The following is a 16,401-nucleotide window of genomic DNA, read 5'->3' as shown; positions in this document are numbered from 1 at the left end:
TCATAATGAATTAAAATAGGAGGTAATATGATGAGTGAAGCAATTATTCATGGTATCATTCTTGCATTTGGACTTATCATTCCATTAGGTGTACAAAATGTTTTTGTCTTTAACCAAGGTGCGAGCCAACCAAACATTTGGAGGGCAGCCCCTGTAGTATTAACTGCCTCTATATGTGATACGTTACTCATATTGATTGCAGTGCAAGGTGTCTCCCTTGTACTCCTTACTTTTTCTTGGCTAACTAACTCATTATATATAATTGGATTTTTCTTTCTCCTATACATGGGCTTTGTTATTTGGAGAAGTAGCCCTTCCAACGATGTAACACAAGAAAAAAGTATGCCCTTAAAAAAGCAAATCCTTTTCGCAGCATCAGTTTCGTTATTAAATCCACATGCTATTTTAGACACAATCGGTGTAATTGGAACAAATTCTATTCAATACATAGGAAGTGAAAAATGGGCTTTCACACTTGCAACTATTATCGTTTCTTGGATTTGGTTTATAAGCTTAGCTTTAGCGGGGAAATTTCTAAAAAGACTAGACTCAACCGGAAAGACAATTTTATTATTAAATAAATTTTCTGGTCTCATCATATGGGGTGTCGCACTTTATATGTTAAAACAAGTTATTTATTCTTAATGAACGAAAGAGAATTGCATGTTACTCAAAACATCATGCAATTCTCTTACAAATTATGAAGTAGGTTCCGGTTTCTGTTTTACCGCCTTTGCATCCTTTGCTGGTTTAATCCAAATGATTGCTATGACAGCACCAATGGCAGCGAAAATACTAGTCAAATAAAACACTTCATGGTCCGCCCCTTTCATGAAAAAAGAATATAAAGGTGGTCCAGCTGCTACACCGATAAATCGCATTGAACTGTAAAATGACGTAACTGTTCCCCTTTGCTCCTTTTCAATTCCTTGTGTAATGAGGGCATCTAAACATGGGAGTGCCATACCAATCCCTATCCCCATAATAACGAGACAAAGAAGTAGTAAATAAATCCCTTTTATAAATAAAGGAATGATGACTGATGCAGCTGCCATTAAAAAACCAATATAGATACACTTCTTCATAACATTTTGATTATCTCCAATTTTTTTACCGGCCATATATGAACTAAGTGACAGTACAAGTAACGGGATAGCAAGCACACACCCTTTCCATATACCATGAATGTCATACTTTGATTCCAGTATAGTCGACAAATAAAAGAGAATTCCGAATAAAATAAGCATAATAATTGCACCTAATGCAAAAATGGCAATTAACCATCTTCCTTTTTCTCGAAACGTAGACAGAATAGATTTTATAAACTCTTTAAGTGGTGGTACTTCTCCTTCTTGTTTCTTTGCCTTTACTAGAACAAGTAATAAAACAATTGATACTACGCATAAAATTGGAATCGCCCAAAATGGTAAGAACCATACAACGGCAGCAAGAGCAGACCCTAAAATAGGGCTCAGCACTTTCCCAAATGTATTGGATGTTTCTATGATTCCTAAACCTGTACTAACTTGTTTTTCGTCTTTGTATAAATCACCAACACACGGTATAACAACTGGCATTGCACCAGCAGCACCAATACCTTGAATCGCTCTACCAATCAATATCCAATTGTAGGGATTATCAACTTTCCAAGATACCCAACCAGTTATCGCTCCTCCTATAGCTGCAATCAGCAAACTCGGAACCATTACCATCTTTCGTCCCCATCTATCTGATAAATAACCAGCAATCGGTATAAGTAGAATGGCTACGATAGAGTAAATTGTAATAATCATGGATACTTGAAACGATGAAATATGTAATTTCTTTTCAATAGTCGGCAGAATTGGGATGAGCATTGAATTCCCTAATGTCATAACAAGTGGAACTGATGCAAGCGCAATTAAACAACAGTTTTCTTTTTTTAACATGTTGGCTTCGAAACCTTTCATCATATATTTCTTACCATATAATAGCCCTGCTGGAACGTAACTTTTCATTCCACCAGGGCTATTACATCTTTACTACTTCCCATTCACAACAAAAGAAATTGGGGAAATTATAGTATTATTCCTATTCTTTGAATCCAGTTCACAATATATCCATACCAATTAATTGAAAAAAAAGAAAGGAAGAATCCTTCCTTTCTCCTATAACCTTCTACAATTAGCGAGTATATCCGCCACCAAGTTGTTGTTCTGCCATCGCTACAAGGCGTTTTGTAATTTCACCGCCTACAGAACCGTTTGCACGTGAAGAAGTATCAGCGCCAAGTTGTACACCAAACTCTTGTGCAATTTCATATTTCATTTGATCTAAAGCTGCTTGTGCTCCATGTGATGCTAATTGATTAGAATTACGATTTCTAGCCATTACCAATCACCTCCTTATTTATATATAAATTGTGTTAAATTCAAATTAAAATACATGGAAATTTTTGGTTATTTTTTACCATAAAAAAAGAGCCTCTAAAACGAGACTCTCACATCATTTCACATTACGAAGTTACTACTTCTAATTTTCTATTTATTAATACTTTCATTTCTTCTTTTAACATCTCTTTTGCATTATGTCCAAACCATTCTAAGGAAGCAAAAAGATCCGTACCTCTCACTTCCTGAATAATCTCATCATAATTTACAATACCTTCAAATAACGGAACCATACCAATACGACTTCCTGCTGCAGCATATACATTATTAGGTTCAAACACATGCAAATAATCCGCTGAAGATATATTCTTAAAATGGTAATGTAGTGTCCACGGCTTTAATCGATGGAAACTGTCTATTGGATCTGCGCCAGACTCCCATATATGAAGAAAATCAAGATTTATTTTTAAATTCGGATGATTTACTTCTTCTAATAGTTCTATAGTAGAAGGCAATGTGTCTGTTAGTGTATTGGGATGTGTTTCTAACAGCACATACATATTGTGCTGAGCAAACACATCACAAATCTTACGTATTCGCTTCACATACTCTTTTCTCTCTTGTTCCGAGAAGTCCTTGCTCCCTTTTTGCCCAGCAAACGTGCGAATTTTATTCGTATTAAACCAATTAGCTAGTACTACAAGTTGTTCACTTTTCTCTATCGTTTTTTCAAAATCTGCTGATAATGATATATCTAAGTAATCACTTATCATCGTAATTTCTAAGTTTTTATCCTTTAGAAAAGTCAATTCTCGTTCTGTCGTTTCGCGTTCTTGTATATACAAATTTTGTGCATGAGTCCCCCACAATTCAATTCCTTCAAAACCGTTTTCATATGCAAATTGAACAATATCAGTAAATGAAATTAATTGATGACGAAATGAAATGGTACATAGCGAATATTTCATAGCATTAAACTCCCCTATCTTAAATTCAGTTAGCTTATTAAAAAGTTGCGACAGACTGATTTGTTTTCATACCTTTCCATGATAGAAACTGTCTCTCTAATTCCTTCTTAATTTGCAGTTCAATTGCATTCATTTCATCCAGTTTTTCAATAATCGATACTAGCATACCTTTATTATTCGTCATTGCCATTTTAATTGCACGATACTGTACATTTGTAAATCCTTGTACAATATCCTCTACCCGATCACACCAATAATCAAATTCTTGCTCCGAATATTGCAACGTTTCACGGAAGTATGCAAAGGCATGCTCATAACTATATTTACGAATTGCAAGTACTGGTATTTGTTTTACTGCTGCTACAAGTCCAGAAAGCGCATATCCTTCTTCCTCATTTGCCATTTTTACAATTAAATTTTTCAGCTCCATAGTCAGTTCATTGTCGTTCTTTTTGAATGTTTCTGTGAAATAACTAGCTACTGTTTCTTGCGTTGGCTCCCCAATTCCTTCTATATCAATGAAATACCCTCCACCAAATGGGTTATCTTGAATAGAGTGAAGTACTTTTTCTCTTTCCATATTTCCTTCCCAACGAAAATCAGGATCTAGCATGAACCACTCTTCTTCTTTCTCTGTTTTTGATATCATTAAATAATGTGGAAACGGTTTTTGATGAAATTTATTTTCCCTCTCTGGTAATAGAGACATATCAACCATTACAATGACATAACGATTTTCCGGCTTGTTTTCTACTAATTCTAAAAACGTTTCTACATTGCTATCTTTATCTTTTGCATGATCATACCATTCGTTTACTTTAATACCGTACAATTTTTCAAACCAAAGTAAATAATGATCATGGTTAATGTTTTCAGAGTGATATGAAATAATTCCGCCTTCTGTTATATCAAAATCTCCATCCCATAGTCCAAAATAAAATGGACGAAAATCAATGTCGCTACGCCTTTTTATAATTTCACAAAAACAACTCACTAAACAGTGCACTTTAATTGAAGTCATACTCTCATCCACTTTCCTAAAGGTTAGTTATTCACATTTATTTCCTGTAACTCCTCCATAAAATCAAGCAAAGATCCTACAGTAAGAAATGCCTTTGGATCTACCTCATCCTCTGGAACGCATAGCTTTACATCCATTTCTATGTATACAATAAGCTGTAACATCATTACCGAATCTATATATAAATCTTGATTTAAGCGCATCGTTTCTTCTAAATGCGTTACATTTTTCAGTTCCATTTTTTCAATCATAATTTTTAACACGGCATTCTTTAACGCTTCCCGTCTCATGTTGTAACCTCTCCCATCTCTAGTAACTTTCTACTTACTTTTCCAGTTTTATTTTTAGGAATTTCATTTACACTGTCAATTTCATGGGGAACTTTATAAGAAGGTAAGTGCTGAATACACCATTCTCTTATTTGTACTGGATCAACATGAGAGATCACTTTCGCTTTAACTATTTCGCCCATGACAGGATGTTTCCCTCGATATACAATTGCCTCTTGAACACCTTCCAATCGAAGCATCGTTTCTTCTACCTCTATAGGAAAGACTTTTAATCCCGAAACATTAATTACATCGTCCATACGCCCCATAAAATGAATGCCACGCTCAGATTTATACCCTAAATCTTTCGTGAAGATTTCCTTATCATTCATTTTCACGACGATTTCTTCCGGTGCATTTTCATCTGAACCTATGCTTATACTCGCATGAGGTAGAGGGTTTCCTAAATCTAAATGGCTCTTCATATCATGACATATACTAATACAACCTGCTTCAGAACAACCATATTGCTGCATCATATATGTTGTCATTTTTTTAGTTTATAAAATAGTGCTTCTGGCAAAGGCGATCCTGATGTCATAATTTTATGAAACTGGAACGTTCCTAATGGAAAACTCCCCATAATGTGTAACATAAGTGGTACTGCATATATAATATGTTTTTCTGTATTGCGAACTATATTTAATGCGAATTTAGGATTTTTGTTCGTAATGATTACAGGCTTGCTCCCCCTCGTAATTGCTGATAACGTACCACATATTAGTCCGTATGAATGTGAAACAGGAGCCATAACGATTGGCACTTCATCTACTTCACAGTTTAAAGCTTCATTATAGGCAGTAATTTCTGTATCAACTTCCGTCCATGCTCTACGAATCAGTTTCGGTTCTCCCGTAGTTCCCGAACTATATTGCAATAAAGAAGGCTCTTCTAGTAAAAAGTTCCCTACTTCTAATTTTGTAAAATCGCCATATTCTCCATATAAAATCCCTACACAATTTGCACGCTTTGCCATTTCAATAGCCGTTTCTTTTGGCGTATCTTCATGTATAAGTAATACTGATGATTTCTTTTCTTTTAAGAAAAACACAAGCGTAATAATATCGAATGGATCTTTCAGACAAAGTGCAAATCTATTTCCTTCTGCTTTTTGAAATTGTTCCATTTCCTCATAAACTTGTAATCTCAATTCAAAATCACTTTTGCTATACTCTTGTTTATTAACGATTAGCATAATTTCCCCCTGTAACAGCTGATTTTTGTTTCATAAGTTGTCTTACTCTATACAATGGATTTGGAACTTCATGAACAAGCGATTCCACATCCATATATAATCGACGTTTCGTTAATTGTTCAGCATAGAATGTAGGTGCATATAATTGAATATTTTCAAATCTACCTTTCAAATGTGGATATATTCTTAAATGATCTTCAATTTCTTCAACAACCATCATCCAAAAATGTTCTTCTTTCAATCCATATTCATCCGCAAGTACGAATGCTAATTCTCCTAAATTAAACAGGAATAGTGCATCTAACACCATCTCTTGCAAACATTCAATGCGATCCATTTCAAAGAAATCATTCATTTTTCCATTCGCATATGTTTTATGCATTTTAGTAAAGTCGGGACATTTGTCAACCGTTTTCAAATATGGACGATAAAACTCAAGCCCTTCATGAAAATCCTTTAACGCAATACGAACAGGCACCCCTTCTTTATGAACTAGAATCATATTTTGTCCATGTGATTCCAGTGCGATGCCATGCTCTACAACAAGATGTATAACTGGTATTATCGCTTTTTGAATAAGTAATTGTAGCCAATCCTTCATTCCATATTTATTCAACCACGCATCAATAATTGGTGTACCATCTTTCTCTTTAGCGTATAAACCATTAAAAGGAATTGCATCTTCTTGTGCATCTAAATACTTATGAATGCTTTCGCGCCAAATACATCCTAATGAACCATATATAGCTTTTTTATTCGTGTCATACGTTACACTGGAAAACTCATTTAACAAGATTAAACGTGCTTCATCCATTAAATAGGCGTCATTACTTACAACATCATTTAACCAATTTGATATTGCTGGTGCACTCACAACAGAGTATGGTTTCAGCGTACGAAGTGTTGAAGTGTTGAGTAAATTCATCGATAATTTAACGTACGGTTTCTTTGGACTCGTAATATTTCTTAATGTTCTCATTGACTGTTGCGCGCAATAATCGTCCTCTGATGTTCCTAAATAAATAATAAATTTCCCCTGTATATGATCCGCATAATTTGAAATGATGAAATTCACCCACTGCCATGGGTGAACAGGTATAAACACGTACTGTTTTGGATTACATCCCTTATTACGAATTCGTTCCATAAATTCTTCTAATTTACGATCGCCAATCTCCTCTTTTAAAAGGTTGTTATACATCACTTCATTCTCATAACCTACAGTCGCATAATTCTTATGCGCTGCAATCCATATGAGTTTTATTGGCTGCATAAATTCATAACCATATTGAAAATTGTCACGATATTGAAATCCAACACGTGCTTTATAACTAGGATGATATGGATGGCCGTCTATTAAATGGCTTTCAAACTCATCGTAAGATTTTTGAGTATATTCTCTCTTATTATTTCTTTCATATTGTGCAATCGTGTCTTTAAATATTGTTTGTTCTAATTCGTGTATAAAAGAATCTAATTTAGCTTGTTCTACACTAGTAACCCGAAAAACTTCTTCTAGAAATTGCGAGACAGATTGTATTTCTTGCTGTTCATCTTGAACTCTTACTATTAATGAGTCTAACGAAATACGTCCAAATGTCATCCGTTCCCTGCCATAGCATTTGTACGTGACACTTTTGCCTTCTTCATCAAGTCCTTGTATTAGAAAAAGAAGTTGTTCTTCTTTTTCTATGCGAACCGGTGTAATAATCCCCTCATAAATTAACGATTCTACTAATTGACGTAGCACTCTTCTTCGTACTGAAATGTAATCTTCTGATTCGAGCGCCTTCAATACTTTCGTATGATACATGTCCACTCTCATAAAACCCTCCACTTTATGACAAAATACCATTATTTGTATTACGTGAAATTTTAACGTTATTTATGAACGAACAGCCACTTCTCTAACGAGTGGATTATGTACTTGCACATAAATAGCTTGCTCCAATGGATTACTTAACTCATCGACATCGAAAAATCTCGTTAGTAAATTTGCTTTACACGCTAACTTATCTTCGTCCAATAATTCTCTTAAAAATGTAGAAGGTTCCCGGTTATATGGAAGAAATGATTCAAGTACAGACCTTAATTCCGAGAGAAGAATTTCCTCCTTAATTAATCCTGCTGTGCCAAAACCATTAATGAGGCCAAACATATGATTGAAAATTAAGTAGTAACGAAATCTCTCATCCACAATATAGTCGTCATATAAATTTCCAGTACGTTCTCCAATACCAGCTAATTCATTATTAAGCATCTCTTTCATTGAATTACAGAAATAAAATCCTTGATTATCACGGAAATAATATTTGACCGGATAACCATCTTTTAGCTGAACAACGCTATTTTGCTGATGAGCTTCTAATGCAACACCATACTGTAAATACATCCATACCATTGGCTTTAAAGAAATATTCATATATCGTCTAAACCACTCTAAGCTTACTTCTTCACAGCTTTTACTTTCTAAATCTGCTAGGCGATGAATAATATTCGATAACCGCGTACGCTCCCCAGGTATAGCGTCTTGAACTAGCCCAGCAATTAATGTTGCGTCGTTTGCATGTTCACTATAAAAAGGATTCTCACGAATAATCACTTCAAATCCAGATTCTTGTGTTCCATAATTTAATGTAATAAAGGCTGGATCACAAATAAAATCAAATCCTGGAAATCTTTCTCGTACTTCACCAATAGCCGTATTTAACATTTCCTTCCCTTCAAGACCACTCTCAAGTTCTTTCAGTTTATTAATACGCATTGAATTCGTTACTTTCACCGGAAATGAAAACTTAAGCATATACTTCGAATTGGGATGATATAGCGTCCTTAGTGATGATGTTGCCATATAATACTTACCTACAGGACCAATATACTCAAGCAATTCTTGAATTATCCAATCTTGTACGTAAGCTTGATGCAAGAGCCATTCTGCCTGAAGCGGATGAATTGGAATTAATGCATATTGATCTTCCTTACAGTACTTCGCTATAAATTCCTTACTAACCATCTCATCATTACTTAATCCTTCTTTTATAACCGTTGTTGTAGAATCTGATAATAATGATTTTTCATTTACTATACTTTTATGTGCCCGAAAATAATGAAGCTGACATTCCCCTTTTAATTCTGGAGAATACATTGCACTTTTCCAATCCAATATCCCCTGTCTACTCTTTGGTGTAGGATGAGTTAAATGCCCAAATAATAAAGACTGCTCCGCTTCTATAAAAGTTGTATGGAAACCGTATAATGCGGATGTATCTTCTATTCTCTCTTTTGTAAATTCCTCAATATTTTGACAACTACGGATAACTCGAAGCATAAGTTCCGCAGGATTCGTTCCTTCTCCGTAGTTGATCGACATCTCTTTTATTAAAAACGTAATAACTGTAACGTAATCTGCTGTAATAACAGAATTACTATCTCCAATTTGATAATAAAATTGTTCTCCAAACAAATGGCGATCTGTTGGTGATTTATATATAACTTCTCCATACAAAGTAACGTTCTGTGCCGATAGCCGACAACATAAATATGTGGGGACTGTATCTCTATTCAATGTATTACTGAAGATACTTTTCATTCTTTCATCCTCTGTAATCCATTCTCCACTCCCTGTTTCTCTTAAATAACAGTTTAAAAAGCTTTGTAATGTTGCATGTTCTGCGATTTGTTTCGCAAGCTGCATGTTGGTCCTCCTCTTTATATTAAAGCTATCGAAATTTTATATAATAAACGATAATTGAATGTCGTTATCAATTATGATTCTAATTGATAATGATATTCAATTCAAGAGTATATTTCAGAATTTTTTTATCTGATTTAATTTTTCTTGTTTTCTCTCTTTTCTTTAATCTAGTTAAAAATACAAGAAAAAAATACTCAGTTTCAAAATACATACTTATTATTTTTCATTAGTAATCTATCCAAAATGGTTAAACAAAAGAGGTATACCTTAATTGGTATACCTCTTTCAAACATAAAGTTTACATAATAATATTATTTAAGCAAATCTATATAACTTTTTGTATAACAAATTCAAATCTCTCCAACAATACGCTGTTTCTTCTACCCTTACTCTCTCTAAAAATTTCGTATCAATTTTTTCAGGGTTAAATTTTTCATAAAACTTTTTAGAAGGATTATTCGTAACAACCCAAACTAAAAGTGATTGCATATCATTCTTTACACATTCTGATAGTAACGCTTGAAATAACTTTTGTCCTATTTTCATTCCTTGATACTCTTGTAAAAGGTAGATTGCATATAATTCTCCATCACAATTATATGTATCAGTTCTTTCTATCCCCCCATCGATGAATCCAACTATTTCTCCATTTAAATTCTCTGCTACAAATCTAAATTGATGATTACCTTCTTTTTGAAAAATATCTTCCCATTGTTTTTCTCGTTTCTCATATGCTATATTATCTAGAATTTCGTCAGCAAATATCCCTTTATACGCTGTCTTCCAACTATCAACATGCACCTTTGCTATACCTTGTATATCATCCTTTATTGCTCTTCTAATATGTATTCCCATCATTTCTCCCCCTTTATTACTCATCATTATATCAATTTCATTCCTTAAAAATCCAAATAAAAAAGAGTGAATTCACTTCACTCTTTTTTATCACAATTATCTACTTTCCACTTCAACTGAAACTACTCGATCAATCTCTTTCAGGGAACTATATAATTCTGTTGTATATAAATCTTCTGGAGCTAAAATAACCATCTCTAGTTGCTGAAATGCTCCACTATCTATATCTTTAATTTTCACGCGTTTCACATGCATGCCTAAATTTTTAATTTGCTTAAATATACCATCTAACTCATGATGCTCTTTAACAGTAATTTTTATAGATAAATCCTTTTGTCTTAATGAATACGGTCCTGCAATTTTCACAAGTTGCGGAAGTACATTAATCGCTAAAATAATTAAAACCATAGCAACTGTCGCTTGTAAATAAAATCCCGCACCAATTGCGATTCCTAAAGCTGAAGCAGCCCACACCATAGAAGCTGTTGTTAATCCAGAAATAACGTCATTACTTCTTCGTAAAATGACACCTGCGCCAAGAAAACCAATTCCACTAACAATTTGAGCGGCCAGTCGCATCGGATCCATATTTGTATGTCCTGGAACAGAATATACATGCACAGATTCAATTGAAACCATCGTAATTAAACAACTTGCTACAGAAATAACCATACTTGTTTTCACACCAAGTGGTTTATTCTTTAGCTGCCTATCTATCCCGATGAATAATCCTAAAAAGAGTGCTAAACCTAATTTGAGTAAAAATTCATATGACATATTCCCATTCTCCTTACTTTACAATGTTTCCCTTAGAATAACTCACTATAACTCTTTTATGATATCAATTCCAGTCTTTTCTATTCATTTAACGTAAAAAACCGAAAAAACATTTATAACGATGTTTCTCCGGCTTTTTATTACACTTTAGATTCTTCTTTATTTCTGATCTTTAATCTTAATTTCTGCACCTTTGTAGAATGCTAATTTACTGTCATTATACTCTTTTGTAAATTTGTTAAACTGCTCTTTCGACTTTTGTGCTTCCACATTTAATTCATTAACAGTTTTAACTTTTTCACCGATTTCTTTTAATTTCGTTTCTTTTACTTTTAATTTTTCATACAGTTCTTTTTCAGTTGCTAACACTTTCGTGTAATTTTCATTCATCTTTTGGAATGCATCATAACGATTCTTATACGACTCTTCTACTGCTTTTGCTTGTTTTTGTAACTTCTTATCTTCAATCTTCTCTATATTACTTTGAACAGATTTCGTTTCCTTCTGTGCTTTTTCTAGCATTTCTTTCTCACTTTTCAATACTTTTTCACGATCATCTACATTTGCAGTAGCTTGCTCTATTTTCTTCACAACTGCTTCATTATGATCTTTACCTTCTTGCAAAATTTGAGCATATAATTCTTGCCCTTGTTTCTCTAACTGCTCTAATTTTTTTGCTTCATCCACTAAAGATTTTTCTTGTGTTGCTGCTGTTTCAAAAGCTGTATATAGATTTTCTTCTGGCTTTTCACCGAAACAACCTGTTAAAAGTCCTACTGATAATGCTCCAACTACTGCTACTTTTCCATACTTCAACGTTCATTCCTCCATTACATACGGTTATCATGCCAGAAGTTCACTGGGAAGTGACTCTCTTCATGATAAGCTTCAAACTCATAACCTTTTTCTTTTAGCCCCTTTAAAATTGCTGGCACAGCAGCAACTGATTGCGGGTGAATATCATGCATTAAAATTACTTCTTGTGGTTTTGTTGCGTTTGTTAATACGTTTTGAGCAATTTGTGCTGCAGCTGCATCAACTGGCATTTTATTGTATCTCCAATCTAATGAATCAATTGTCCAATCCCATACTTTAAATCCGCCTTCTACCACTTTATTTCGAAGACCTTCATTCAATCCAGGCATCGAACCATATGGAGGACGTGTTAATTTAGGTGATTTCCCAATAATATTAGCGATTAAACCTTGATCTTCTTTCATCTCATTTACATACTCGCCATTTTTATATAACTTTGCGAAATTATGTGTCATACTATGCATGCCTACATAATGACCCTCAGCATTTTCACGCTTCACTAAATCAGGAAATTCTTTTACATTCGCTCCAATTAAAAAGAACGTCGCCTTCGCATCATGTTGTTTTAGCGTATTTAATAATTCAGCCGTATATTTCCCTGGCCCATCGTCAAATGTAAGATAAGCAACTTTTCTTTCTTTTCCATTAAAACGACTTGGTGCCGTTTTATTCATTTCAACTTTCGGCTGTTCACTTGCAAGCTGCACTACATTTTCTTGTTTCGCAACAGCTTTTGCTGGTGAAGTAATTGATTGAAACATGTAATACCCAATAGCTACTGCGGCAATCGCTATTAAAACGACTACTATTTGTTTAATTTTTAAAGCTTTTTCCATTCTATCGAATTCCTCTCCCTATTAATCTTATATATAAATCGCCCAATATAATTATACATCTATTTATTTTTATTTCACCATATAAATAGATTTTATTTGTATTATAATGGGAGTTTTATCAAAATTGTTGTTCCTATTCCTTCTTTGCTTGTAACACTAAGCGCACCGCCATGAAGCTCTACCATTTTTTTAACGATAGCTAAACCAATACCTGCACCTGCAGCATGATTATTAATTTGGTAAAATGATTGCTCAATATATGGTAAATGTTCTTTAGCAATTCCAATCCCTTCGTCTCTTACCTTAATCACTGCTTGTCCTTCTATTTTAGTTGCTTCAATGTGTATTGTGCTTTTTTCATGTGAATACTTAATTGCATTTTGAACAATATTCAAGAAAACTTGCTTTAGCCTATTTCGATCTCCCATCAATTCAATTCGGTCTATAGTAGTAATAAATTGAATTTCCTTCTCTTCCGATTTAGGAGTTAATTGCCAAATCGTCTCCTCTAGTATATCGTACAATTGCACCTTTTGTTTATATAAATTAAAATGATTTGATTGTAATCTTGAAAAATCTAGCAATTCTTCTACTAAATGAATCAACCTATCTGTCTCACCTGAAATAATGCCCATACCTTGCTTTATTTCTTCTTCTGTTAAATAATCTACTGTTTTTAACGTCTCACTCCAACCTTTAATTCCTGTTAAAGGCGTTCGTATTTCGTGCGAAATAGAAGCAATGAATTCATTTTTCATCTGCTCAGCCTTATCTATTTTATAGGCCATATAATTTAAACTATGTGCCAATTCACCTAATTCTCCAGGATAATCTTCTTTAATTTTTTGCTTTAATGTGCCTTCTGCAATTTGTGAAGAGGCTTGAATAATGGATTCAATTGGCTCAACAAATGAATTTGCCAAACGTCTACTAATTAAGAAGGCGACTCCCGAAATAACAATACCTACAGAAATAGTAAACGTAATAATTTCAATAATCTTTTTATTTACATTTGTTAAAACAGTCGTATATTTTAAAACACCAATAGTTTGTCCTTGATGTATAAGTGGGCTTAGCACCTCTAGTTGTTTTTCATTACCTTTCGTAGTAACTTGATTATACATTTCACCTTCTAATAATGATTGTGGAATATTCACTTTACCTTCTACCTTTTCACCACTTGAAGATTGTATAACCGAGCCGTGACGATCAATTAACTGTAATTCTGTTCCTTCTAATTGAAAGCTACTAATTATGTCACCACTATATTCTTGTAATCGAATAAAGTATAGTGAATTGTATTCTGAAAAAAAACGTGTACTCGTTTTCGCATGAGACTCTATATATTGCACAATACCATTATAATAGTATCGATAAATTGAGACTGAAAATACAACTTCAAATAATACAAGCATAAGTGTAATGACCGTCATAAAATATAAAGTCACTTTCTGTTTCATCTCATACTTTCCTTCCACACATATCCTTTTCCCCACACCGTAAGAATAAATTCAGGTTCTGATGGATTACATTCTATTTTTTGACGTAACCGTCTCATATTTACATCTACTACTTTCGTCTCACCTACGTAATTGGTTCCCCAAATCATATTTAAAATTTCATCACGCGAAACTGGCTTTGAAGCCTGATTCATTAAATACTGTAATATCATATACTCTGTAGGTGTTAAATCGACTAATTGTCCATCTTTATACAATCTTTCTTCTATAATATTTAACGAAAATGGACCTGACGTAACAATATTCGTTTTTTCTTCATGTACTTCTATTCTTCTTAATAAAGACTGTATACGTGCAGTTAATACTACTGGACTAAACGGTTTTGCAATATAATCATCTGCACCTATTCCTAGTCCTTGCACCTTATCTTCATCTTGTACACGTGCGGTTAACATAATAATACCCATTTTTTTATTTTCTTTCCTGATAGCCTTACAAACTTCTAAACCATCAATCCCCGGTAACATTACATCCAGCAGTGCTATATCAACAGTTTGTTCACTCAAAATCTGTAACGCTTCTTCTCCAGTAGTAGCTTCTATTACATAAAATCCAGCACGTTTTAAATTTAAAACAATAAAGCTACGGATCGTTAATTCATCTTCTAAAACTAAAATTTTTGACATAATTCCCACCTCCTACTCTTGTTGATAATCCGCTAGCGGTTTTATATATGCTTTCACTTTTTCAAATTCCGATTGCTTCGGTACTGCATATACGTGAGAAGCCGTTTTAATTGCTGCGCTGTAGCCTTTTATATTGAACCATTCTTTCCGCTTAAAAATATGAACTTCAAGCCATATTTTATTTGTTCTTGTATCCAAAAACTTTTGAGAATTTGATTCTTTTTGCTGATCTGGTATTGTAATTTTCCCTATTAACTCTTTAGGAATTTTCACATAATACCCTTTTTCTATATCTATATATCGTTCTTCAATTGGTTTAATTCCAGATTCACTCCACTGTATGTAACGTTCAAAAAGCGGACTATCACCATGTGATTTATCCTCCCAACCTTTTGGACGTACAGTACGAACAAATTCAATAATGCCGTCTTCATTAACATCTTTACTTTCTACAACATATTCATTAAATAAATCTTCTTTCCCACCTATAGGTAATACTTCATAATGATCCTGATCAAATTTTGCTACATAAGTTATACCTGAATGAGCCCCTGTTCCCGCATCGATTACAACTGCCTTTAATGATTTAGAAATACGGCCCATTTGTATTCTTTGAATACTATTTATATACGGATCAAATGTAACCTCTGACAATACCTTAAACTTTTCAATGAACTGAACCTTCAACTGTTCATCTTTCATATACGAAACAAGGCTTATGTCTTTAAAACCATTTTTGTTTAAATCATCTATAAATAACTTTGTATACTTCTGTCTATAAAATTCCTTTATATCGTCACTCTCATCGGAAAAAACATACATTGTGTTTTCTAATAAATCACGATTGGTAGTTATTCCTATCAATAGTTCCCTTTTCCCACTCCCTGTGAAATCTCCTACCTCAACAATATCTACTTCTTCCCCATCAAATGTATATGTTGACTTCATATTCCATCCATTATTTTTCTTCTCATATACGGCTAAATATATATGATAATCTTCATTAGGTATTTTATATACGATGACAGCTTCTTTTTTATTATCTCGTTCGAAATTCATTGACCATGTCGTCTGTTTATCTCTATTAGACATTGGAGTAAGTAAGCGATAATTAACAGGTAAATCTTTATCAATTTGTTCCTTTAATTCATTAATCCATTTTTCATTTGTAGGAGCTTCCATTAGACTTGTTGGAGCTTCAGACATTTTACATCCAGTCAATATAAAGATAATTCCCATCATGCTTAACCATTTCTGCATATGATATCTTTCCTTACCACAAATTTTGAATATGTCCTTTTACTTTTTTACCTATCCATTATACTCATACATATGAGTATAATTTTTCTAAACTAAAAAATCGTTACAGAAAAGTTACAAATACATTCCAAAAAA

The 16,401-nt window shown here is 33.5% G+C and carries 15 protein-coding genes and 1 pseudogene; 1 reads left to right on the top strand and 15 read right to left on the bottom strand.

All coding sequences use genetic code 11. From position 1 onward, the window contains the following. Positions 1-30: 30 nt before the first annotated feature. Positions 31-645 carry a LysE/ArgO family amino acid transporter gene (locus HMPREF1014_RS09980; RefSeq protein ID WP_001287305.1) on the top strand — a complete coding sequence of 205 codons (615 nt, stop codon included), beginning with the start codon at positions 31-33 and terminating at the stop codon, positions 643-645. A 53-nt stretch (positions 646-698) separates the two neighbouring features. On the opposite strand, the gene bcbE is transcribed toward HMPREF1014_RS09980, so the two are convergent. The 15 genes and pseudogenes from bcbE to HMPREF1014_RS09905 all read right to left on the bottom strand — a co-directional run bounded on the left by bcbE (position 699) and on the right by HMPREF1014_RS09905 (position 16,266). Continuing rightward, positions 699-1,928, bottom strand: coding sequence for a bacillibactin exporter BcbE (bcbE, locus tag HMPREF1014_RS09975; protein WP_033667350.1), 1,230 nt, complete (start codon positions 1,926-1,928; stop codon positions 699-701). Between the two features lie 235 nt (positions 1,929-2,163). Further along, a complete protein-coding gene (locus HMPREF1014_RS09970) occupies positions 2,164-2,370 on the bottom strand; it encodes an alpha/beta-type small acid-soluble spore protein (protein ID WP_000113545.1) in 207 nt (68 codons plus the stop codon). Between the two features lie 124 nt (positions 2,371-2,494). Beyond that, a complete protein-coding gene (locus HMPREF1014_RS09965; RefSeq protein WP_000877671.1) occupies positions 2,495-3,337 on the bottom strand; it encodes a sugar phosphate isomerase/epimerase family protein in 843 nt (280 codons plus the stop codon). 37 nt (positions 3,338-3,374) lie between these two features. Next, positions 3,375-4,358, bottom strand: coding sequence for a DUF6005 family protein (locus tag HMPREF1014_RS09960; RefSeq protein ID WP_000200704.1), 984 nt, complete (start codon positions 4,356-4,358; stop codon positions 3,375-3,377). Positions 4,359-4,381: 23 nt separating this feature from the next. Next, on the bottom strand, positions 4,382-4,648 hold the full coding sequence (asbD, locus tag HMPREF1014_RS09955) for a petrobactin biosynthesis protein AsbD (protein ID WP_001250561.1): 267 nt from the start codon (positions 4,646-4,648) through the stop codon (positions 4,382-4,384). Beyond that, positions 4,645-5,882 (bottom strand): annotated as a pseudogene (locus tag HMPREF1014_RS09950) (AMP-binding protein). The gene asbD and the pseudogene HMPREF1014_RS09950 overlap by 4 nt, the downstream one beginning before the upstream one ends. Further along, the gene (locus HMPREF1014_RS09945) at positions 5,869-7,707 is read right to left on the bottom strand and encodes an IucA/IucC family protein (protein WP_001261833.1); all 1,839 of its coding nucleotides are present in this window, start codon (positions 7,705-7,707) and stop codon (positions 5,869-5,871) included. Before HMPREF1014_RS09945 ends, HMPREF1014_RS09950 begins: the two are co-directional and overlap by 14 nt. Before the next feature lie 60 nt (positions 7,708-7,767). Continuing rightward, a complete protein-coding gene (locus HMPREF1014_RS09940) occupies positions 7,768-9,576 on the bottom strand; it encodes an IucA/IucC family protein (RefSeq protein ID WP_001175122.1) in 1,809 nt (602 codons plus the stop codon). Positions 9,577-9,891: 315 nt separating this feature from the next. Then, positions 9,892-10,434: a GNAT family N-acetyltransferase gene (locus tag HMPREF1014_RS09935; RefSeq protein WP_043307030.1), complete on the bottom strand. Its 543-nt coding sequence runs from the start codon at positions 10,432-10,434 to the stop codon at positions 9,892-9,894. Positions 10,435-10,527: 93 nt separating this feature from the next. Beyond that, the gene (locus HMPREF1014_RS09930; RefSeq protein WP_000119510.1) at positions 10,528-11,208 is read right to left on the bottom strand and encodes an MgtC/SapB family protein; all 681 of its coding nucleotides are present in this window, start codon (positions 11,206-11,208) and stop codon (positions 10,528-10,530) included. A 159-nt stretch (positions 11,209-11,367) separates the two neighbouring features. After that, the gene (locus HMPREF1014_RS09925; RefSeq protein WP_000873566.1) at positions 11,368-12,024 is read right to left on the bottom strand and encodes a YkyA family protein; all 657 of its coding nucleotides are present in this window, start codon (positions 12,022-12,024) and stop codon (positions 11,368-11,370) included. 14 nt (positions 12,025-12,038) lie between these two features. Next, positions 12,039-12,860 carry a peptidoglycan-N-acetylglucosamine deacetylase gene (locus HMPREF1014_RS09920; RefSeq protein WP_000409484.1) on the bottom strand — a complete coding sequence of 274 codons (822 nt, stop codon included), beginning with the start codon at positions 12,858-12,860 and terminating at the stop codon, positions 12,039-12,041. A gap of 101 nt (positions 12,861-12,961) precedes the next feature. Further along, positions 12,962-14,320, bottom strand: coding sequence for a sensor histidine kinase (locus HMPREF1014_RS09915; RefSeq protein ID WP_000811036.1), 1,359 nt, complete (start codon positions 14,318-14,320; stop codon positions 12,962-12,964). Then, entirely contained in the window at positions 14,317-15,006 is a 690-nt protein-coding gene (locus HMPREF1014_RS09910; RefSeq protein ID WP_000036071.1) for a response regulator transcription factor, read from the bottom strand. Before HMPREF1014_RS09910 ends, HMPREF1014_RS09915 begins: the two co-directional genes overlap by 4 nt. Before the next feature lie 12 nt (positions 15,007-15,018). Continuing rightward, positions 15,019-16,266, bottom strand: a complete 1,248-nt coding sequence (locus tag HMPREF1014_RS09905) for a hypothetical protein (RefSeq protein WP_001174876.1) — start codon at positions 16,264-16,266, stop codon at positions 15,019-15,021. Positions 16,267-16,401: the final 135 nt, after the last annotated feature.

It is taken from the genome of Bacillus sp. 7_6_55CFAA_CT2 (assembly GCF_000238655.1).
GTDB classification, from domain to species: domain Bacteria; phylum Bacillota; class Bacilli; order Bacillales; family Bacillaceae_G; genus Bacillus_A; species Bacillus_A cereus.
This window is presented reverse-complemented; position numbering and strand designations above follow the sequence as displayed.